The organism is Pseudomonas trivialis, assembly GCF_036864995.1.
Taxonomy (GTDB): Bacteria; Pseudomonadota; Gammaproteobacteria; order Pseudomonadales; family Pseudomonadaceae; genus Aquipseudomonas; species Aquipseudomonas trivialis.
Genome location: NZ_CP142151.1, coordinates 823007 through 842574 on the forward strand (window position 1 = coordinate 823007; position 19568 = coordinate 842574).

Annotated in this window: 19 protein-coding genes, 4 tRNA genes and 1 pseudogene; 19 read left to right on the plus strand and 5 right to left on the minus strand. The window is 60.6% G+C overall.

Going from position 1 to position 19568, the window contains the following annotated elements:
* Positions 1-43: 43 nt before the first annotated feature.
* Positions 44-172 (minus strand): annotated as a pseudogene (locus VRB54_RS03475) (DUF3565 domain-containing protein); the annotation flags it as partial.
* Between VRB54_RS03475 and VRB54_RS03480 the strand changes: the two are divergent.
* Positions 141-626 (plus strand): FKBP-type peptidyl-prolyl cis-trans isomerase, encoded by a 486-nt coding sequence (locus VRB54_RS03480; RefSeq protein WP_004372402.1) that lies wholly within the window; start codon positions 141-143, stop codon positions 624-626. The pseudogene VRB54_RS03475 and the gene VRB54_RS03480 overlap by 32 nt on opposite strands.
* A gap of 196 nt (positions 627-822) precedes the next feature.
* Here VRB54_RS03480 and rpsT read toward each other — a convergent pair whose 3' ends face one another.
* Positions 823-1101, minus strand: a complete 279-nt coding sequence (rpsT, locus tag VRB54_RS03485) for a 30S ribosomal protein S20 (RefSeq protein WP_003188401.1) — start codon at positions 1099-1101, stop codon at positions 823-825.
* A gap of 253 nt (positions 1102-1354) precedes the next feature.
* On the opposite strand from rpsT, the gene murJ reads away from it, so the two are divergent.
* The 6 genes from murJ (at position 1355) to ispH (ending at position 8858) form a co-directional block, all read left to right on the plus strand.
* Positions 1355-2893: a murein biosynthesis integral membrane protein MurJ gene (gene murJ, locus VRB54_RS03490; RefSeq protein ID WP_338479550.1), complete on the plus strand. Its 1539-nt coding sequence runs from the start codon at positions 1355-1357 to the stop codon at positions 2891-2893.
* Positions 2894-3012: 119 nt separating this feature from the next.
* Positions 3013-3951, plus strand: a complete 939-nt coding sequence (gene ribF, locus VRB54_RS03495; RefSeq protein ID WP_004372396.1) for a bifunctional riboflavin kinase/FAD synthetase — start codon at positions 3013-3015, stop codon at positions 3949-3951.
* A gap of 14 nt (positions 3952-3965) precedes the next feature.
* Positions 3966-6797 carry an isoleucine--tRNA ligase gene (gene ileS, locus VRB54_RS03500; RefSeq protein ID WP_338479551.1) on the plus strand — a complete coding sequence of 944 codons (2832 nt, stop codon included), beginning with the start codon at positions 3966-3968 and terminating at the stop codon, positions 6795-6797.
* Positions 6790-7302, plus strand: a complete 513-nt coding sequence (gene lspA, locus VRB54_RS03505; protein ID WP_322212608.1) for a signal peptidase II — start codon at positions 6790-6792, stop codon at positions 7300-7302. The genes ileS and lspA overlap by 8 nt, the downstream gene beginning before the upstream one ends.
* On the plus strand, positions 7295-7747 hold the full coding sequence (locus VRB54_RS03510) for a peptidylprolyl isomerase (protein ID WP_338479552.1): 453 nt from the start codon (positions 7295-7297) through the stop codon (positions 7745-7747). The genes lspA and VRB54_RS03510 overlap by 8 nt, the downstream gene beginning before the upstream one ends.
* Before the next feature lie 163 nt (positions 7748-7910).
* Positions 7911-8858 carry a 4-hydroxy-3-methylbut-2-enyl diphosphate reductase gene (gene ispH / locus VRB54_RS03515; protein ID WP_209988424.1) on the plus strand — a complete coding sequence of 316 codons (948 nt, stop codon included), beginning with the start codon at positions 7911-7913 and terminating at the stop codon, positions 8856-8858.
* On the opposite strand, the gene VRB54_RS03520 is transcribed toward ispH, so the two are convergent.
* On the minus strand, positions 8812-9393 hold the full coding sequence (locus tag VRB54_RS03520) for a GspH/FimT family protein (protein ID WP_338479553.1): 582 nt from the start codon (positions 9391-9393) through the stop codon (positions 8812-8814). The genes ispH and VRB54_RS03520 overlap by 47 nt on opposite strands.
* Positions 9394-9599: 206 nt before the next feature.
* Between VRB54_RS03520 and pilV the strand changes: the two genes are divergently transcribed.
* The 5 genes from pilV (at position 9600) to thiO (ending at position 12889) form a co-directional block, all read left to right on the plus strand.
* Positions 9600-10073, plus strand: a complete 474-nt coding sequence (gene pilV, locus VRB54_RS03525) for a type IV pilus modification protein PilV (RefSeq protein WP_338479554.1) — start codon at positions 9600-9602, stop codon at positions 10071-10073.
* Complete coding sequence (locus VRB54_RS03530; RefSeq protein WP_338479555.1) at positions 10070-10777, plus strand: PilW family protein; 708 nt, start codon at positions 10070-10072, stop codon at positions 10775-10777. The genes pilV and VRB54_RS03530 overlap by 4 nt, the downstream gene beginning before the upstream one ends.
* A gap of 5 nt (positions 10778-10782) precedes the next feature.
* Entirely contained in the window at positions 10783-11304 is a 522-nt protein-coding gene (locus tag VRB54_RS03535) for a PilX N-terminal domain-containing pilus assembly protein (protein WP_338479556.1), read from the plus strand.
* A gap of 11 nt (positions 11305-11315) precedes the next feature.
* Positions 11316-11717: a type IV pilin protein gene (locus tag VRB54_RS03540; protein ID WP_338479557.1), complete on the plus strand. Its 402-nt coding sequence runs from the start codon at positions 11316-11318 to the stop codon at positions 11715-11717.
* Between the two features lie 62 nt (positions 11718-11779).
* The gene (gene thiO, locus VRB54_RS03545; RefSeq protein WP_338479558.1) at positions 11780-12889 is read left to right on the plus strand and encodes a glycine oxidase ThiO; all 1110 of its coding nucleotides are present in this window, start codon (positions 11780-11782) and stop codon (positions 12887-12889) included.
* Here thiO and VRB54_RS03550 read toward each other — a convergent pair.
* Positions 12876-13109, minus strand: coding sequence for a PP0621 family protein (locus tag VRB54_RS03550; RefSeq protein ID WP_004372376.1), 234 nt, complete (start codon positions 13107-13109; stop codon positions 12876-12878). The two genes, thiO and VRB54_RS03550, sit on opposite strands and share 14 nt — an antisense overlap.
* A gap of 126 nt (positions 13110-13235) precedes the next feature.
* Positions 13236-14261 (minus strand): outer membrane protein assembly factor BamD, encoded by a 1026-nt coding sequence (locus tag VRB54_RS03555; RefSeq protein WP_004372374.1) that lies wholly within the window; start codon positions 14259-14261, stop codon positions 13236-13238.
* 149 nt (positions 14262-14410) lie between these two features.
* Between VRB54_RS03555 and rluD the strand changes: the two genes are divergently transcribed.
* From rluD to VRB54_RS03590, 7 genes are all read left to right on the plus strand, one after another.
* Positions 14411-15373, plus strand: coding sequence for a 23S rRNA pseudouridine(1911/1915/1917) synthase RluD (gene rluD / locus VRB54_RS03560; RefSeq protein ID WP_015371141.1), 963 nt, complete (start codon positions 14411-14413; stop codon positions 15371-15373).
* Positions 15370-16095, plus strand: a complete 726-nt coding sequence (gene pgeF / locus VRB54_RS03565) for a peptidoglycan editing factor PgeF (RefSeq protein ID WP_338479559.1) — start codon at positions 15370-15372, stop codon at positions 16093-16095. Before rluD ends, pgeF begins: the two co-directional genes overlap by 4 nt.
* Positions 16096-16226: 131 nt before the next feature.
* Positions 16227-18791 (plus strand): ATP-dependent chaperone ClpB, encoded by a 2565-nt coding sequence (gene clpB, locus VRB54_RS03570; protein ID WP_057006965.1) that lies wholly within the window; start codon positions 16227-16229, stop codon positions 18789-18791.
* Between the two features lie 295 nt (positions 18792-19086).
* Positions 19087-19162: transfer RNA gene (locus tag VRB54_RS03575), tRNA-Asn, on the plus strand.
* 9 nt (positions 19163-19171) lie between these two features.
* A tRNA-Pro gene (locus VRB54_RS03580) sits at positions 19172-19248 on the plus strand.
* A 5-nt stretch (positions 19249-19253) separates the two neighbouring features.
* Positions 19254-19329: transfer RNA gene (locus VRB54_RS03585), tRNA-Lys, on the plus strand.
* A gap of 94 nt (positions 19330-19423) precedes the next feature.
* Positions 19424-19500 (plus strand) — tRNA-Pro (locus VRB54_RS03590).
* Positions 19501-19568 lie beyond the last annotated feature (68 nt).

Here is a 19568-nt window from a genome sequence, read left to right on the forward strand (position 1 = left end):
CTCTATGCGTGAGCGTCTACCGTAAATCAGGTGCCAAGGTTATCGTTATTCGGTCCCGTCCGTCCGGGTTCTGTTCGCTTTCGGGCAAATCCTTGTTTAGACTTGTCCGTTCTTCATTCTTCTGCAAAAGGTCTCGCCCCATGCCGATCGCCGCCAACAAGGCTGTCTCCATTGACTATACCCTGACCAACGACGCTGGTGAGGTCATCGACAGCTCCGCCGGCGGCGCGCCGCTGGTCTACCTGCAAGGCGCAGGTAACATCATCCCAGGCCTGGAAAAGGCTCTGGAAGGCAAAGAGGTTGGTGATGAGCTGACCGTTGCCGTGGAGCCTGAAGATGCCTACGGCGAATACTCCGCCGAACTGGTCAGCACCCTGAGCCGCAGCATGTTCGAAGGTGTCGACGAACTGGAAGTGGGCATGCAGTTCCACGCTTCCGCGCCGGACGGCCAGATGCAGATCGTCACCATCCGCGATCTGGATGGCGATGACGTCACCGTCGACGGCAACCACCCGCTGGCTGGCCAGCGTCTGAACTTCCAGGTGAAGATCGTTGCCATCCGCGACGCTTCCCAGGAAGAAGTGGCTCACGGCCACGTTCACGGTGAAGGCGGTCATCAGCACTAATTGGTGCGTCAATCAGCTGCCAGCAAAAACGCCCCGACTTGTTCGGGGCGTTTTTTTGTCCTGAGAATGTACGCGATCCAAATGTGGGAGGGGGCTGTGGTGATTTTCAGGCTCACACAAAAATGCCCCGGACCTTTCGGTACGGGGCATTTCCTAACTGTTACGCAACTGACGTCGCGTGTGCAGTTGTTACCACTCAGGCTGCAGCAGGAACGCTCAGAGCCTTGATGTGGCCATTCAGGCGGCTCTTGTGGCGAGCGGCCTTGTTCTTGTGGATGATGCCTTTATCAGCCATACGGTCGATAACCGGCACAGCCAGAACGTAGGCTGCTTGAGCTTTTTCAGCGTCTTTGGTGTCGATGGCTTTAACTACATTCTTGATGTAGGTACGAACCATGGAACGCAGGCTGGCGTTGTGGCTGCGACGCTTCTCAGCCTGTTTTGCACGTTTTTTGGCGGAAGGTGTGTTGGCCACCGTCGAGCTCCTCGAAAGACTTTTTAGGAAATAGCAAACAAAATAGGCCGCGAATCATGCCGATGACTTGACGGGTTGTCAAGGGCGGCTGATGCGAACTGCTGAGTGGTCGATCTGAAGAGGCGGGTGATTTATTTCCGGCGCTTGACCTGTAAACTCGCGAGCTTTGGCGCTGTGCTGTTGCAGGCGCGCAGTATCGCATAAGTGGGCGCTTAGTTCGCCTGCTCTTTATCCAAAGGCGCAAACTCTTTCAATGAATCTGCTCAAATCGTTGGCTGCCGTCAGCTCTATCACGATGATCTCCCGGGTGTTGGGGTTTGTGCGCGATACCCTGCTGGCACGCATTTTCGGCGCCAGCATGGCCACGGATGCGTTCTTCATCGCCTTTAAACTGCCCAACCTGCTGCGACGGATCTTTGCCGAGGGTGCGTTTTCCCAGGCGTTCGTGCCGATCCTGGCCGAATACAAGACCCAGCAGGGCGAGGAGGCAACCCGCACCTTTATTGCCTACGTCTCAGGCCTGCTGACCCTCGTGCTGATGCTGGTAACGATACTTGGCATGCTCGCCGCGCCCTGGGTGATCTGGGCCACGGCCCCCGGTTTTGCCAATACCCCGGAAAAATTCGCGCTGACCACCGATCTGCTGCGCGTGACCTTTCCTTATATATTGCTGATCTCCCTGTCTTCGCTGGCCGGCGCAATCCTCAACACCTGGAACCGCTTTTCGGTGCCGGCGTTCGTGCCGACTCTGCTCAACGTCAGCATGATCATTTTCGCGCTGTTCCTCACGCCCTACTTCGACCCGCCGGTCATGGCGCTCGGCTGGGCCGTCCTCGCCGGTGGCCTGGCGCAGCTGCTTTACCAACTGCCGCACCTGAAAAAAATCGGCATGCTCGTGCTGCCGCGCCTGAACCTCAAGGACACCGGCGTCTGGCGCGTCATGCGCAATATGCTGCCAGCGATCCTTGGCGTGTCGGTGAGCCAGATTTCTCTGATCATCAACACCGCGTTCGCCTCGCTGCTGGTCTCGGGCTCCGTGTCGTGGATGTATTACGCCGACCGCCTGATGGAACTGCCCTCCGGCGTGCTCGGTGTGGCGCTGGGCACGATTCTGTTGCCGACCCTGGCGCGTACTTACGCGAGCAAGGATCGCCAGGAGTACTCGCGCATTCTCGATTGGGGTCTGCGCCTGTGTTTCGTGCTGGTGTTGCCGTGCTCCCTGGCCCTGGGAATCCTGGCCGAACCATTGACCGTCTCACTGTTCCAGTACGGCCAGTTCGACGCGCATGACGCCTTGATGACCCAGCGCGCACTGATCGCCTATTCGGTGGGCCTGCTCGGCATCATCGTGATCAAGGTGCTGGCGCCGGGCTTCTATGCCCAGCAGAACATCCGCACGCCGGTGAAAATCGCCATCTTCACGCTGGTCGTCACTCAACTGCTCAACCTAGTGTTTATCGGCCCGCTGGCCCATGCCGGCCTGGCCCTGGCCATCAGCGCAGGTGCCTGCATCAACGCGGGCCTGTTGTTCTACCAGTTGCGCAAACAGCAGATGTTCCAGCCGCAGCCGGGCTGGGGCCTGTTTGCGCTCAAGCTGCTGGTGGCGGTGGCGATGATGTCGGCGGTGCTGCTCGGGTTGATGCATTTCATGCCGGCGTGGGACCAGGGTTTCATGCTGGAGCGCTTCATGCGCCTTGGCGTGTTGGTAGTGGCCGGGGTGGTGGTGTACTTCGGAATGTTGCTGCTGCAAGGTTTTCGCTTGCGCGATTTCAATCGCAAGTCCCTGCAATAGAGAGTTTGCCGCGATAAAACAGCTGTTTTATCGATTCGATCCATTTGGCCTGCGCTGTTGCCTGTCGTCCGAGGCTGGGTGTGGTTATAATCGACCACTTTATGAGCAAGAAGCGCGTTATGCAGCTGGTTCGAGGTCTCCACAACCTGCGCCCCGAGCATCGGGGCTGCGTCGCCACTATTGGCAACTTTGACGGTGTTCACCGTGGTCACCAGGCTATCCTGGCCCGGCTGCGTGAGCGTGCTGTCGAGCTGGGCGTGCCCAGCTGCGTGGTGATTTTTGAACCACAGCCGCGGGAGTTCTTCAGCCCCGATACAGCGCCTGCGCGTCTGGCGCGTTTGCGCGACAAGCTGCAGCTGCTGGCTGAAGAAGGCGTCGACCGCGTGCTCTGCCTGGCCTTCAACCAGCGCTTGCAAAGCCTCAGTGCCGCCGAGTTCGTCGACCGTATCCTCGTCGACGGCCTGGGCGTGCAGCACCTGGAGGTCGGCGATGACTTCCGTTTTGGCTGCGACCGCGTGGGCGATTTCGATTTCCTGCAACACGCCGGCGTCAACCAGGGATTCACCGTTGAGGCCGCGCAAACCGTCGAACTGGACGGCCTGCGCGTGAGCAGTACCCAGGTGCGTAACGCCCTGGCCGCTGCCGACTTCGCCCTCGCCGAGCGTTTGCTCGGTCGCCCGTTCCGCATTGCCGGGCGGGTCCTGCACGGTCAGAAGCTGGCTCGCCAACTGGGCACGCCAACGGCCAACGTGCAACTCAAGCGTCGTCGTGTGCCGCTGACCGGGGTTTATCTGGTTAGCGTGGACATCGACGGCCAATCGTGGCCGGGAGTCGCCAACATAGGCGTCAGGCCCACGGTTGCAGGTGATGGCAAGGCCCACCTGGAAGTTCACCTGCTGGATTTTGCCGGCGATTTATACGACCGGCGCATTACGGTGGTTTTCCACCAGAAGCTGCGTGAAGAGCAGCGCTTCGCCTCGCTTGAGGCGTTGAAAACGGCGATCAATGCGGATGTCGCCGCCGCCCGTGCACTAGCCGCACCTAGCGCCCATCGCTAACCGAAGAGCCTTAAATGACCGACTATAAAGCCACGCTAAACCTTCCGGACACCGCCTTCCCAATGAAGGCCGGCCTGCCACAGCGCGAACCGCAGATCCTGCAGCGCTGGGACAGTATTGGCCTGTACGGTAAGTTGCGCGAAATTGGCAAGGATCGTCCGAAATTCGTGCTGCACGACGGCCCTCCTTATGCCAACGGCACGATTCACATCGGTCATGCGCTGAACAAGATTCTCAAGGACATGATCCTGCGCTCCAAGACCCTCTCGGGCTTCGATGCGCCGTATGTCCCGGGTTGGGACTGCCATGGCCTGCCGATCGAACACAAGGTCGAAGTGACCCACGGCAAGAACCTGGGCGCCGATAAAACCCGCGAGCTGTGCCGTGCCTACGCCACCGAGCAGATCGAAGGGCAGAAGTCCGAATTCATCCGCCTGGGGGTACTGGCCGAGTGGGACAACCCCTACAAGACCATGAACTTCAAGAACGAGGCCGGTGAAATCCGCGCCTTGGCCGAAATCGTCAAGGGCGGTTTCGTGTTCAAGGGCCTCAAGCCCGTGAACTGGTGCTTCGACTGCGGTTCGGCGCTGGCCGAAGCGGAAGTCGAGTACGAAGACAAGAAGTCCTCGACCATCGACGTGGCCTTCCCGATCGCCGACGAAGCCAGACTGGCCCAGGCATTCGGCCTGGCGAGCCTGAGCAAGCCGGCGGCCATCGTGATCTGGACCACCACCCCGTGGACCATCCCGGCCAACCAGGCGTTGAACGTTCACCCGGAGTTCACCTACGCTTTGGTGGATGTGGGTGATCGCCTGCTGGTGCTTGCCGAAGAAATGGTCGAGGCGTGCCTGGCACGCTACCAATTGCAAGGTTCGGTGATCGCCACCACTACCGGCTCCGCACTGGAGCTGATCAATTTCCGTCATCCGTTCTATGACCGCCTGTCGCCGGTGTATCTGGCCGAGTATGTCGAGCTGGGTTCGGGTACTGGCGTGGTGCACTCCGCGCCAGCTTATGGCGTGGACGACTTCGTGACCTGCAAGGCTTATGGCATGGTCAACGACGAGATCCTCAACCCGGTACAGAGCAACGGCGTCTATGCGCCGTCCCTGGAGTTCTTCGGCGGCCAGTTCATCTTCAAGGCCAACGAACCGATCATCGAAAAACTGACGGAAGTCGGTGCGCTGCTGCACACCGAAACTATCAAGCACAGCTACATGCATTGCTGGCGCCACAAGACCCCGCTGATCTATCGCGCCACCGCGCAGTGGTTTATCGGCATGGATAAAGAGCCCGTCAGCGGCAACACCCTGCGCAAGCGCGCAATCAGCGCCATCGAAGACACCAAGTTCGTCCCGGCCTGGGGCCAGGCGCGCCTGCACTCGATGATCGCCAATCGTCCGGACTGGTGCATCTCCCGCCAGCGCAACTGGGGCGTGCCGATCCCGTTCTTCCTCAACAAGGAAAGCGGCGAGCTGCACCCGCGCACCGTCGAACTGATGGAAGTGGTGGCCCAGCGCGTCGAACAGGAAGGCATCGAAGCCTGGTTCAAGATGGACGCCGCCGAGCTGTTGGGCGACGAAGCGCCGCTGTACGACAAGATCAGCGACACCCTCGACGTGTGGTTCGACTCCGGCACCACCCACTGGCACGTGCTGCGCGGTTCGCACCCGATGGGCCATGAGACCGGCCCGCGTGCCGACCTGTACCTGGAAGGGTCGGACCAGCACCGTGGCTGGTTCCACTCGTCATTGCTGACCGGTTGCGCCATCGACAACCACGCGCCTTACCGCGAGCTGCTGACCCACGGCTTCACCGTCGACGAGACGGGCCGCAAGATGTCCAAGTCGCTCAAGAACGTGATCGAGCCGAAAAAGATCAACGACACCCTGGGCGCCGACATCATGCGTCTGTGGGTGGCGTCGACCGACTATTCGGGCGAAATCGCTGTCTCCGAGCAGATCCTCGCGCGCAGCGCCGATGCCTACCGGCGCATCCGCAATACCGCACGCTTCATGCTGTCGAACCTGACCGGTTTCAACCCGGCCACCGACCTGCTGCCGGCCGAGGACATGCTCGCCCTGGACCGTTGGGCTGTAGACCGTACCCTGTTGCTGCAGCGCGAGTTGCAGGAACACTACGGCGAATACCGTTTCTGGAACGTCTACTCGAAGATCCACAACTTCTGCGTTCAGGAGCTGGGTGGTTTCTACCTCGACATCATCAAGGACCGCCAGTACACCACCGCCGCCAACAGCACCGCGCGCCGCTCGGCGCAGACCGCGCTGTACCACATCAGCGAAGCGCTGGTGCGCTGGATCGCGCCGATCCTGGCGTTCACCGCCGACGAACTGTGGGAATACCTGCCGGGCGAGCGTAACGAGTCCGTGATGCTCAACACCTGGTACGAAGGCCTGACCGAATTGCCGGCCGACTTCGAACTGGGCCGCGAGTACTGGGAAGGCGTGATGGCCGTCAAGGTCGCGGTGAACAAGGAGCTTGAGGTCCAGCGTGCGGCCAAGGCCGTCGGTGGCAACCTGCAAGCCGAAGTCACCCTGTTTGCCGAGGAAGGCCTGACCGCCGACCTGAGCAAGCTGAGCAACGAACTGCGCTTCGTGCTGATCACTTCCACCGCGAGCCTGGCACCGTTCGCCCAGGCGCCGGCAGACGCGGTCGCCACCGAAGTGCCGGGCCTCAAGCTCAAAGTGGTCAAGTCGGCCTTCCCCAAGTGCGCCCGTTGCTGGCACTGCCGTGAAGATGTCGGCGTGAATCCTGAGCATCCGGAAATCTGCGGTCGTTGCGTCGACAACATCACAGGTAGCGGCGAGGTACGCCACTATGCCTGAGGCAACCAGCCGTTTCGGACGCCTGGGCTGGCTCGTATTGAGCTTGCTGGTGCTGGTCATCGACCAGGTCAGCAAGGCTCATTTCGAAGGCTCCCTGGAAATGTTCCAGCAAATCGTGGTGATCCCGGATTACTTCAGCTGGACCCTAGCCTACAACACCGGCGCCGCCTTCAGCTTCCTGGCTGACAGCGGCGGTTGGCAACGCTGGCTGTTCGCCCTGATCGCAGTAGTGGTCAGTGCGGTGCTGGTGGTGTGGCTCAAGCGTCTGGGCCGCGATGATACCTGGCTGGCCGTCGCCCTGGCGCTGGTGCTGGGTGGCGCGCTGGGCAATCTGTACGACCGCATTGCCCTGGGCCATGTGATCGATTTCATCCTGGTGCATTGGCAGAACCGCCACTATTTCCCGGCGTTCAACTTTGCCGACAGCGCCATCACCGTCGGTGCAATCATGCTCGCGCTGGATATGTTCAAGAGCAAGAAGACCGGGGAGCCCGTCAATGACTGATCATGCAGTGACTGAACAACGCATCGGCCAGAACACCCAAGTTACCTTGCACTTCGCACTGCGCCTGGAAAATGGCGACACGGTCGACAGCACCTTCGACAAGGCCCCGGCGACCTTCAAGGTCGGCGATGGCAACCTGCTGCCGGGTTTTGAAGTGGCCCTGTTCGGGTTCAAGACCGGCGACAGGCGCACCCTGCAGATCCTGCCGGAAAACGCCTTTGGCCAGCCCAACCCGCAAAACCTGCAGATCATCCCGCGTTCGCAGTTCCAGGACATGGACCTGTCGGAAGGTTTGCTGGTGATCTTCAATGATGCGGCCAATACCGAATTGCCTGGCGTGGTCAAAACCTTCGATGACGCGCAAGTGACTATCGACTTCAACCACCCGTTGGCCGGTAAAACCTTGACGTTCGACGTTGAAATCATCGACGTTAAAGCGCTGTAACTAAATGTGGGAGGGGGTGCTCCCGATAGCGGTGGGTCAGGTATCGAAAAATTGACTGACGCACCGCCATCGGGAGCAAGCCCCCTCCCACCTTTGATCTCCACAGGCAGTTCGGCCAGCGTCAACACCTGACTCAAACTGGCTGCAAGACACGAGGCACAGCATGCAAATCAAACTCGCCAACCCCCGTGGCTTCTGTGCCGGCGTGGACCGGGCGATCGAAATCGTCAACCGCGCCCTGGAAGTCTTCGGGCCACCGATTTACGTGCGTCATGAAGTCGTCCACAACAAATTCGTGGTCGAAGACCTGCGCGCACGCGGTGCCATCTTTGTCGAAGAACTCGACCAGGTGCCGGACGACGTAATCGTCATCTTCAGTGCCCACGGTGTATCCCAGGCCGTGCGCACCGAAGCGGCGGGGCGGGGCCTTAAAGTATTCGACGCCACCTGCCCGCTGGTCACCAAGGTGCACATCGAAGTGGCACGCTACAGTCGCGACGGCCGTGAATGCATCCTGATTGGCCATGCCGGTCACCCGGAAGTCGAAGGCACCATGGGCCAGTATGACGCCACTAACGGCGGCTCCATCTATCTGGTGGAAGACGAAAAAGACGTCGCCAGCTTGCAGGTGCAGAATCCCGAGCGTTTGGCTTTCGTGACCCAGACAACGTTGTCCATGGACGACACCAGCCGTGTGATCGATGCCTTGCGCACCCGTTTCCCGGCCATTGGCGGCCCGCGCAAGGACGACATCTGCTACGCCACGCAGAACCGCCAGGACGCGGTCAAGCAACTGGCCGACGAATGCGACGTGGTATTGGTGGTCGGCAGCCCCAACAGCTCCAACTCCAACCGCTTGCGCGAGCTGGCTGAGCGCATGGCGACACCGGCGTATCTGATCGACGGCGCCGAAGACCTGCAGCGCAGCTGGTTCGACGGTGTCGAGCGCATCGGCATCACCGCTGGCGCCTCGGCTCCGGAAGTGCTGGTGCGCGGCGTGATCCAGCAGCTGCATGCCTGGGGTGCCACCGGTGCCGACGAGCTGGCCGGTCGTGAAGAAAACATCACTTTCTCCATGCCCAAGGAGCTGCGGGTTCGCTCGCTGCTTTGATTGCCAGGCTGCCGGAGCCACTCCGGCACAACGCCTGCTCGGCCCTGTCGCTGCGCAGGCTGATGCGTCCGCTGGGCGCCAGTACCACCTGATACAGGCTCAGCGCCTGATCTGCGTCGCACACATGCACAGTGCCCGCACGAAATCCCCCGCCGGCAAAGACCGGCTCGCCCATCCCACTGAAGCGCACCTGGCTTCTAACCGGACTGTTACCTGCGATCGGCACGCGTGCGCCGTCCTGGCGTACCCGCAACACCGGATTATCGTCGTCCTGATAGCCGCGTCCGCTCATGTCCACTACCACGCGCCATCCACGGCTCCAGTCGTCGTCCATGGCGTGAATGATCACCGGCCGATTCCGTGCGATCGCCTCGGTGCGCGCGTAGCGCATGCCGCTGGCCAGGGATTGCGCGGCGTCCTGGCGATGCCGGGATTCCAGCAAACCCCTGAAGCTTGGCACGGCCAAATGCGCCAGGATGCCGCTCATGATTAATCCGAGCAGCAGTTCGATCAGGGTGAAACCTCGCTGTTTCATAAGTCGTCCCTCCGTGGACGTGATGGGTATTGGGGTTGCCTGTTCAGGTATAGCGCGCAGGTCCGTGCGCTGGATGATGGCCTTCATGTCCAAAGTATTTCCCTTTGTTCCGGCAGCGGCAGGGTTCGAAAAGCGCCGCTAGTCTTGGGTCGCACCGCAGGATCTTCCTGCTTGTTTTCGGCCCTCGACATGGATAACGACGGTAAATGCCTGCCTGCCCAACTCTCTTTTGCCCCAAGTGCCAAGCGGGCATGACCTTGATCGAAGTGCTGGTGGCGATGCTCATACTCGCCGTCGACCTGCTGGGCGCGGCGGCGGTCCAGCTCAACGCGCTCAAATACACCGACAGCGCACGCATGATCAGTCAGGCCAGCTTTATCGCCTACGACATGCTGGACCGCATGCGCGCCAACGCCGGGGCTGATTACGCGTGGGTGCGCACCGAGTACGCGCCACCGGCCAGCTCGAGCGCCAGTGTGCGTGACCTCGATTTGCATGATTTCGACACCAACATCACCGGGTTTGCCGGTGAAAGCGGCAAGGGCGCGGTCTCCGTTCGCGGTGGCGAAGTGACCGTCAGTATCGGTTGGGATGACACGCGGGGCTCGAACATCCAGGGGGCACGGCAAACCTTCACCCTGACCAGCCGCATCACGGGCGATGCGGACGTTATCCGATGAATCGCGCTGTTCGAGGCTTCAGCCTGGTGGAGATGCTGCTGGCGTTGGCAGTCGGCTTGCTGCTGACGCTGGGCGTCAGCCATGTGGCGATCAGTACTCGAGCGTCCCAGGTCAGCCAGCAGGCGGCAATGCTGTTGCAGGATGATGCACGCTTCGTGCTCGGCAAAATGATTCAGGATATTCGGCAGGTGGGCATGTTTGGCTGCCAGGCCACGGCGGTTATCGACAATGCGCCGGTGGCGTTTGATCGACCGATAAGCTGGAGCGCGACGGGAGGCTCGAAGTCGCTGACGTTGGTGACGGCCGATGTGGGAGAGGGCAGCGGCCTGCCGGATTGGACTGTGCTGTCCGACTGTTCCGGCCATGCCCAGGCCTTTGCCGGTGCGCCTCCTTCGGTAGCCCCCGGGCAGATACGTTTTGCGATACGGCAATTGACCTACACCTTCGAGTCGGGCCAGTTGAAGGTCAGCACCCCGGCAGCTCCGGCGAAAACGGTGCTGGTGGATAACGTGCAGGCGTTCGACTTGAGCTTTGGCGTGGCCGCTCGATCCGAGTCGCGCCATGTGGTGCGTTATGAACAGAGCCCGGCGGACGAGTCGTTGATCCGCAGCGTGCGTATCCGCCTGACACTGCAGGACCCCACCGAGCGCGTGAAAGACCAGACCTACAGCGTCGTCGCGGCGCTGCGTAATCGGCTGGGATAGTGGGTATGCGCGCAATTGATCATCGGCAGAAGGGCATGGCGTTATTGATCAGCCTGGTGTTCCTGCTGCTGTTATCACTGACAGGCCTGTCGTCGATGCAGGGCGCTGTGTCCCAGCAGAAAAGCGCGGGCAGTGCGTGGCATCGCAATCAATCGCTGCAACGTGCCGAAAGCGGCCTGAGATTGGGCGAGTCGAGCCTGCGTCGAGCCGCTGCCGCGTGGCCGGTGTGCGCATCGGTCATAAGCTGTGGGCCACCGGGGGAGTCGGCTTCAGTGACGGGGCCTGGGACCCATCCTGTTTCGGCAGTGAAGTGGCTTGCCATGACGAACGGTTTCTATGGGGTTCAGTCGCTTGGGCCGGCAACGGGGTTGCCGCATCTGCTGCCCCAGGCCGCGGCGCCGCTGTATCGGGTCACGGCCGTGGGCATCAGCGGCCAGGTGCGTACTGTGCTGGAGGCCATGTACGCGCAAGTGGGAGAGGGGGAGGACGCGCAGTATCGGCGGGTCCTGTGGCGGCAGTTGCACTAGGGAGCGTGTAAATGGGCATGGATAGCAGGGGGTTTACCCTGATCGAGTTACTGATCGCCGTGGCGGTCATCGCGTTGCTGGCCGGTATTGCCTATCCCGGCTACACCAGCTATGTAAAAAAGGCATACCGTGCAGAAATCGTCGCGTTGTTGACGCAGCAGGCGCAGCATCTCGAGCGCTTTTACAGCCGAAACGGCACCTTTATTGATGCGAGCGGCGTCAGTGATGGCAATGATCGCTATAGAATCACGGCTGCGTTGGATCTCGATACATTCAGCCTGCTCGCGACGCCTGTCGCCAACTCGGTGATGGCGGCTGATCCCTGCGGGGCATTCGGTCTCGCCAGCAGCGGTGAGCGCACCAACCCGGCTGCGACTCCCGACATGTCGCGCAAGACATGCTGGGGGCAGTGATGAGCGTGCAGGAAGAATGGGCGCCGGGCGCGCCTTTCCCTTTTTATCGGCTGGATCAAATAATGACTAAGCAACAGCAAGTGGTGATTGTCGGCGGCGGTGTAATTGGATTGCTGACGGCGTTCAACCTTGCCACTCAAGGGCTGGCGGTGGTTCTGTTGGACCGCGCCGGCCTTGGTCAGGAGTCTTCGTGGGCGGGTGGTGGGATCGTTTCGCCGCTGTACCCTTGGCGCTACAGCCCGGCAGTCACTGCGCTGGCCCATTGGTCCCAGGATTTTTATCCACAGCTGGCAGCGCAATTATTTGCCGCAACCGGCGTCGATCCAGAGGTGTACACCACCGGTTTGTACTGGCTGGACCTGGATGACGAAGACGCAGCGCTGGCGTGGGCAGCCCGCGAAGGGCGGCCGTTGAGCAAAGTCGATGTTTCGGCGGCGCACGATGCCGTTCCCGTATTGGGCGCCGGATACTCCCAGGCCATCTACATGGCTAACGTGGCCAATGTGCGTAATCCGCGCCTGGTCAAATCCCTCCAGGCCGCGCTGCTGGCATTGCCGGGTGTGACCATTCAAGAGCAGTGCGAGGTCGAAGGGTTCGTTCTGGACGGTGACACCGTTGTGGGTGTGAACACGCCAGCGGGTCCGATCCTGGGTGATCAGGTGGTGCTCGCGGCAGGTGCCTGGAGCGGGGAGTTGCTGGGCAAACTGGGGTTGGCACTGCCCGTGGAGCCGGTCAAGGGTCAGATGATTTTGTACAAATGTGCGCCTGATTTTCTATCGAGCATGGTGCTGGCCAAGGGGCGTTATGCGATTCCCCGGCGCGACGGTCACATTCTGATCGGCAGCACCCTGGAGCACGCAGGGTTCGACAAGACGCCAACCCGGTTCGCGCTGGACAGTCTCAAGGCGTCGGCCGTGGAGTTGATACCCGGGTTGGCGGATGCCGAAGTGGTTGGCCATTGGGCTGGTTTGCGACCGGGCTCGCCGGAGGGCATTCCGTATATCGGCGAGGTGCCTGGCTTCAAGGGGCTGTGGCTCAACTGCGGGCATTACCGCAATGGCCTGGTGCTTGCCCCGGCATCCTGTCAGTTGTTCGCGGACTTGCTGCTTGAGCGGGCGCCGATCATTGACCCCGCACCCTATGCGCCAGCAGGTCGGCTCAACGCTGGATAGATTTCGGACCCTGCTCCAGGTGCGCCTGGGTGCAATACCAGTCCTGGCGTGAACTGATGGCACGATCCTGCGGCAAATGCACGCCGCAGTGGGCGCAGCGCACCATCAGTGCCGCGCCGGGCTCGCCGGGGCGCTGCTGCCGGGCTGCCGGGCTTTTGAACTTGCGCCATAACCATACCGCGGCAGCAATGACGGCAATCCAGAACAGTAGACGAACCATGATGGGCAGTTTCTCGACAGGGAATGCGGCAGTTTAGCCAAGGACGCGTCGGGCGCACAGTGCATAAATAGACGCACATGAAAAAGGGAGCTCCTGAGAGCTCCCTTTTGCGTTGCGTCGGAGAGGTCAGTCGAACACGCCGAAGGTCATGTAGCTGAACCAGGAACGGTCCTGGTTGTTACCCAGGGCCTGTGGCTCCTGCTCCTCGATCACGTCACCGTTCTCGTCATGGGGCTTGAGCTCTGAAGGAATGGCATCCTTGGCGTCCTGGTACTGCTTGATCACGTCCTGGTTGGCGCGGGTTTCACCCGGCGGCAGCGGTGGACGGGAGTCGATCAGGCCCAGGGTGTACTTGCTCAGCCACGAACGGTTGTCGGCTTCAGCCACCTGAGGCACGAACTGACCGTCTTTCAGGCTTGGGTGATCAGGGTAGTTGAGCTTCAGGGTTTCCAGGCTGGTGTTGGCCAGCTCGTCCAGGTGCAGACGCTGGTAGGCCTCGGTCATTACCGCCAGGCCGTCACCCACCGAAGGGGTCTCCTGGAAGTTTTCCACTACATAGCGACCACGGTTGGCGGCCGCTACATAGGCCTGACGGGTCAGATAGTAGTGGGCGACATGGATCTCGTAGGACGCCAGCAGGTTGCGCAGGTAGATCATGCGCTGCTTGGCGTCCGGCGCGTAGCGGCTGTTGGGGTAGCGGCTGGTCAACTGGGCGAACTCGTTGTAGGAGTCGCGGGCAGCGCCGGGGTCACGCTTGGTCATGTCCAGCGGCAGGAAGCGCGCCAGCAGGCCTACGTCCTGGTCGAACGAGGTCAGGCCCTTGAGGTAGTAGGCATAGTCCACGTTCGGGTGCTGTGGGTGCAGGCGGATGAACCGCTCGGCGGCGGACTTGGCAGCTTCCGGCTCGGCGTTCTTGTAGTTCGCGTAGATGAGCTCGAGCTGCGCCTGGTCGGCGTAGCGCCCGAACGGATAACGCGACTCCAGGGCCTTCAGCTTGGCTGTGGCACTGGTGTAGCTATTATTGTCCAGGTCTTTCTGAGCTTGCTGGTACAGCTCGACTTCGCTCAGGTTTTCGTCGACGACGTCCTTTGTTGACGAGCAAGCAGCAGTCATGGCGAGGATGGCGATCAGCAGCAGGTGTTTCACTTGCATGGCGGCTTGCGTCCCTATGACGGCCGCTGTCTTGGGCGGGGCCGTCCTGTTATGATGAGCGCCCCGTTGAAAGCCTCGGGGCAAAAGACGCCGTATTTAACCACAAGCGCGCAGCCGAAACCAAAGGCTGTGCCACGCCTAGTCTGAGCATGTCCGATAAAATTGAACTTCGCGCAGAGGTGCCGTCCGAATTGGGCGGCCAACGCCTCGATCAAGTCGCCGCACAATTATTCGCTGAGCACTCGCGCTCGCGCCTTTCCGCCTGGATCAAAGACGGCCGCCTGACTGTGGATGGAGCGGTTATCCGCCCGCGAGACATAGTCCATGGCGGTGCGATTCTTGAGCTGACTGCCGAGCAGGAAGCCCAGGGAGAATGGGTCGCCCAGGACATCGAGCTGGATATCGTCTATGAAGATGACGACATCCTGGTCATCAACAAACCCGCAGGCCTGGTGGTTCACCCGGCAGCCGGGCACGCTGATGGCACCTTGCTCAATGCCTTGTTGCACCATGTGCCGGACATCGTCAATGTCCCGCGCTGCGGCATCGTGCACCGCCTGGACAAGGACACCACCGGCCTGATGGTGGTGGCCAAGACCATCCAGGCGCAGACGCAGCTTGTTACGCAATTGCAGAGCCGTAGCGTTAGCCGGATCTACGAATGCATCGTGATCGGTGTGGTGGTGGCGGGCGGCAAGATCAACGCGCCCATTGGTCGCCACGGCCAGCAGCGCCAGCGCATGGCGGTCATGGAGGGCGGCAAGCAGGCCGTCAGCCACTACCGCGTGCTGGAGCGTTTCCGCTCCCACACCCATGTACGGGTGAAGCTGGAAACCGGGCGTACCCACCAGATTCGTGTGCATATGGCCCATATCAACTTCCCGTTGGTCGGAGATCCGGCCTACGGCGGTCGCTTTCGCATCCCTCCTGCGGCGAGCCAGACCATGGTCGAATCGCTGAAAACCTTCCCGCGCCAGGCACTGCATGCCCGCTTCCTGGAGTTGGATCATCCGACGAGCGGTAAGCGAATGAGCTGGGAATCGCCGCTCCCAGACGATCTGGTCTGGTTGTTGTCGTTGCTCAAGCAGGATCGCGAGGCGTTTGTCGGATGAGTGACTGGCTGATTCCTGAATGGCCTGCGCCGTCTCAGGTAAAAGCCTGTGTTACCACCCGGGCGGGCGGCGTCAGTCTGGCGCCGTTCGACAGCCTCAATCTGGGCGATCATGTCGACGACGTCCTGGACGCCGTGCTGGAAAATCGCCGCCGGCTTACCGATGCATTTGCTATCGAGCCAGCCTGGTTACGTCAGGTCCACGGGGTCAACGTAGTCGAAGCGGATCCGAGCCGCATCGCCGAAGCCGATGGCAGTTGGACCAGCACGCCGGGTATCGCCTGCACGGCCATGACGGCCGACTGCTTGCCGGCATTGTTCTGCAATCGCGCCGGCACCCGTGTCGCGGCGGCCCACGCCGGTTGGCGTGGCCTCGCGGCTGGCGTGTTGGAGGCGGCGGTCGAAAGCCTGGCTGCTGAACCGGCCGACGTATTGGTCTGGCTCGGCCCGGCAATCGGCCCGCAAGCCTTTGAAGTCGGTCCGGAGGTGCGCGAAGCGTTCATGGCGCAACTGCCGATCACTGCCCAGGCGTTCGTGCCGAGCCGCAATCCCGGCAAGTTCATGGCCGACATCTACGAACTGGCCCGGCTGCGCCTCGCTGCGCGTGGCATCATGGCAGTCTATGGCGGCGGTTTTTGCACTGTCACCGACCCGCGTTTCTTCTCCTACCGTCGCAGCCCTCGCACCGGCCGGTTTGCCTCCCTTATCTGGCTTGAACGCTAGACTCTCCTGATCCACGTCAAGTGTCGCCCGCTTGAATCTTCCAGAATCCACCCCATCTATAAGGGTATCTGGCAGGTTTCTTCATTCAGGATGTGTTTACAGCTCCGGCCTGCTCAAAAGGAAGGTGACTAATGCGTATTGATCGTTTAACCAGCAAATTACAGTTGGCTTTATCGGACTCCCAATCCCTGGCGGTCGGCCTCGACCACCCGGCGATTGAGCCTGCTCATTTGATGCAGGCACTCCTGGAACAACAAGGTGGTTCTATCAAGCCCTTGTTGATGCAGGTGGGCTTTGACGTCAACAGCCTGCGCAAGGAGTTGAGCAAAGAGCTCGACCAACTGCCAAAAATCCAGAATCCCACTGGCGACGTGAATATGTCCCAGGACCTGGCACGCCTGCTCAACCAGGCCGATCGCCTGGCCCAGCAGAAAGGCGACCAGTTCATCTCCAGCGAACTGGTGCTGCTCGCCGCCATGGACGAGAACAGCAAGCTCGGCAAGTTGTTGCTGGGGCAGGGCGTGAGCAAGAAGGCCCTGGAAAATGCCATCAACAACCTGCGTGGCGGCGATGCGGTCAACGACCCCAATCATGAGGAGTCGCGTCAGGCCCTGGACAAATACACTGTCGACCTGACCAAGCGCGCCGAAGAGGGCAAGCTCGACCCGGTGATCGGCCGTGATGACGAGATTCGTCGCACCATTCAGGTCTTGCAACGCCGCACCAAGAACAATCCGGTGCTGATCGGCGAACCTGGCGTGGGTAAAACCGCGATTGCCGAAGGCCTGGCCCAGCGCATCATCAACGGCGAAGTGCCGGACGGCCTCAAGGGCAAGCGTCTGCTGTCGCTTGACATGGGCTCGCTGATCGCTGGCGCCAAGTTCCGTGGCGAGTTCGAAGAGCGTCTGAAATCCCTGCTTAATGAACTGTCGAAGCAGGAAGGGCAGATTATTCTGTTTATCGACGAACTTCACACCATGGTCGGCGCCGGTAAAGGCGAGGGCTCCATGGACGCCGGCAACATGCTCAAGCCCGCGTTGGCGCGCGGTGAGTTGCACTGCGTCGGTGCTACCACGCTCAACGAATACCGCCAGTACATCGAAAAGGACGCGGCCCTTGAGCGCCGCTTCCAGAAAGTGCTGGTGGAGGAGCCGAGCGAAGAAGACACCATCGCGATCCTGCGTGGCCTTAAAGAGCGTTACGAGGTGCATCACAAGGTGGCGATCACCGACGGCGCGATCATTGCGGCGGCCAAGTTGAGCCATCGCTATATCACCGACCGGCAGTTGCCGGACAAGGCCATCGACCTGATCGATGAAGCGGCCAGCCGCATTCGCATGGAGATCGACTCCAAGCCGGAAGTACTCGACCGTCTGGACCGGCGCCTGATTCAACTGAAAGTCGAATCCCAGGCCTTGAAGAAAGAAGAAGACGACGCCGCGAAGAAACGCCTGGAAAAACTCCAGGAAGAAATCCAGCGCCTGGAGCGCGAGTATTCGGACCTCGAAGAAATCTGGACCTCGGAAAAAGCCGAAGTGCAGGGCTCTGCGCAGATCCAGCAAAAGATCGAGCAGTCCCGCCAGGAGCTGGAAGCCGCGCGCCGTAAAGGCGACCTGAACCGCATGGCCGAGTTGCAGTACGGGGTGATCCCGGACTTGGAGCGCAGCCTGCAGATGGTCGACCAGCACGGCAAGTCCGAGAATCAGTTGCTGCGCAGCAAGGTGACCGAGGAAGAAATCGCCGAAGTCGTCTCGAAGTGGACCGGTATCCCGGTGTCGAAAATGCTCGAAGGCGAGCGCGACAAGTTGCTGAAAATGGAGCACCTGTTGCACCAGCGTGTCATCGGTCAGGACGAGGCGGTGGTGGCGGTCTCCAACGCGGTACGGCGTTCGCGCGCCGGGTTGTCCGATCCGAACCGTCCGAGTGGCTCGTTCATGTTCCTGGGCCCGACCGGTGTGGGCAAGACCGAGCTGTGCAAGGCACTGGCGGAATTCCTGTTCGATACCGAAGAGGCCATGGTGCGTATCGACATGTCCGAGTTCATGGAGAAACATTCGGTGGCGCGCCTGATCGGCGCACCGCCAGGCTACGTTGGCTATGAAGAGGGCGGTTACCTGACCGAAGCCGTGCGGCGCAAGCCTTACTCGGTGATCCTGCTGGATGAGGTCGAGAAGGCGCACCCGGATGTGTTCAACATCTTGCTGCAGGTGCTCGAAGACGGTCGCCTGACCGACAGTCACGGGCGTACCGTGGACTTTCGCAACACAGTGATCGTGATGACCTCCAACCTGGGCTCGGCGCAAATCCAGGAACTGGTGGGTGATCGCGAAGCCCAGCGTGCTGCGGTCATGGATGCGTTGACCACACACTTCCGTCCGGAATTTATCAACCGGGTCGATGAAGTGGTGATCTTCGAGCCATTGGCGCGGGATCAGATCGCGGGCATTACCGAGATCCAACTGGGCCGCCTGCGTGGGCGTCTGGCCGAGCGAGAACTGTCGCTGGAGCTGAGCCGAGAGGCGTTGGACAAGCTGATCGCGGTCGGTTACGACCCCGTGTATGGCGCGCGGCCGCTCAAACGTGCCATCCAGCGCTGGATCGAGAACCCGCTGGCGCAGTTGATCCTCTCGGGCAGCTTCATGCCGGGCACCAGCGTCGAGGCGACGGTGGAGAACGACGAAATCGTTTTCCATTAAGCCCGGCCTGTACGCAAATAAAGAGAGGCCCCGCATTGCGGGGCCTTTTTTTCGATAGGGCGTTGAACTGTAAGGCAAAGGCTTGTAAAGTGCGCCCCGCAGCAATGTCAGCCCACGGGTTTCTTCCCCCCAGGAAGAAATCAGAAAGAAGCGCAAATCCTTGTCTTGAAAGCAATTTAAAGGGTTGACAGAGGGTTTTAAGATTGTAGAATAGCGCGCCTCAGAGGCACTAACGTAGCGATACGGACAGGGCTGAAGAGGAAGTTACATCGCAGTAAAATTTGAAATATGCAGTTCCGTGATAGCTCAGTCGGTAGAGCAAATGACTGTTAATCATTGGGTCCCAGGTTCGAGTCCTGGTCACGGAGCCAATTTCAAACCGGGGTATAGCGCAGTCCGGTAGCGCGCCTGCTTTGGGAGCAGGATGTCGGGAGTTCGAATCCCCCTACCCCGACCATATTTGGGTCGTTAGCTCAGTTGGTAGAGCAGTTGGCTTTTAACCAATTGGTCGTAGGTTCGAATCCCACACGACCCACCATTTTTGAGACCAGTTAGCGCTGGAATCGAATCTTAAGATCAGAGGCCAAAAGCGCTGATCGAAGAAGGCGACTGAAAGGTCGCCTTTTTTTTACCGGGGTATAGCGCAGTCCGGTAGCGCGCCTGCTTTGGGAGCAGGATGTCAGGAGTTCGAATCCCCTTACCCCGACCATATTAAAAGTCCTCGTATCGAAAGATACGGGGATTTTTTTGTGCGCGCGAATCCTGAGCTCACCGCAA

Bases quoted from the DNA above. Each gene is read 5' to 3' on its own strand.
- clpB (WP_057006965.1), top strand. From the start codon at position 16,227: ATGCGTATTGATCGTTTAACCAGCAAATTACAGTTGGCTTTATCGGAC.
- VRB54_RS03535 (WP_338479556.1), top strand. From the start codon at position 10,783: ATGCGCGCAATTGATCATCGGCAGAAGGGCATGGCGTTATTGATCAGC.
- ispH (WP_209988424.1), top strand. From the start codon at position 7,911: ATGCAAATCAAACTCGCCAACCCCCGTGGCTTCTGTGCCGGCGTGGAC.
- VRB54_RS03540 (WP_338479557.1), top strand. From the start codon at position 11,316: ATGGGCATGGATAGCAGGGGGTTTACCCTGATCGAGTTACTGATCGCC.
- ileS (WP_338479551.1), top strand. From the start codon at position 3,966: ATGACCGACTATAAAGCCACGCTAAACCTTCCGGACACCGCCTTCCCA.
- VRB54_RS03520 (WP_338479553.1), bottom strand. From the start codon at position 9,393: ATGAAACAGCGAGGTTTCACCCTGATCGAACTGCTGCTCGGATTAATC.
- rluD (WP_015371141.1), top strand. From the start codon at position 14,411: ATGTCCGATAAAATTGAACTTCGCGCAGAGGTGCCGTCCGAATTGGGC.
- VRB54_RS03480 (WP_004372402.1), top strand. From the start codon at position 141: ATGCCGATCGCCGCCAACAAGGCTGTCTCCATTGACTATACCCTGACC.
- VRB54_RS03555 (WP_004372374.1), bottom strand. From the start codon at position 14,261: ATGCAAGTGAAACACCTGCTGCTGATCGCCATCCTCGCCATGACTGCT.
- murJ (WP_338479550.1), top strand. From the start codon at position 1,355: ATGAATCTGCTCAAATCGTTGGCTGCCGTCAGCTCTATCACGATGATC.
- ribF (WP_004372396.1), top strand. From the start codon at position 3,013: ATGCAGCTGGTTCGAGGTCTCCACAACCTGCGCCCCGAGCATCGGGGC.
- thiO (WP_338479558.1), top strand. From the start codon at position 11,780: ATGACTAAGCAACAGCAAGTGGTGATTGTCGGCGGCGGTGTAATTGGA.
- pilV (WP_338479554.1), top strand. From the start codon at position 9,600: ATGCCTGCCTGCCCAACTCTCTTTTGCCCCAAGTGCCAAGCGGGCATG.
- VRB54_RS03530 (WP_338479555.1), top strand. From the start codon at position 10,070: ATGAATCGCGCTGTTCGAGGCTTCAGCCTGGTGGAGATGCTGCTGGCG.
- pgeF (WP_338479559.1), top strand. From the start codon at position 15,370: ATGAGTGACTGGCTGATTCCTGAATGGCCTGCGCCGTCTCAGGTAAAA.
- VRB54_RS03550 (WP_004372376.1), bottom strand. From the start codon at position 13,109: ATGGTTCGTCTACTGTTCTGGATTGCCGTCATTGCTGCCGCGGTATGG.
- VRB54_RS03510 (WP_338479552.1), top strand. From the start codon at position 7,295: ATGACTGATCATGCAGTGACTGAACAACGCATCGGCCAGAACACCCAA.
- lspA (WP_322212608.1), top strand. From the start codon at position 6,790: ATGCCTGAGGCAACCAGCCGTTTCGGACGCCTGGGCTGGCTCGTATTG.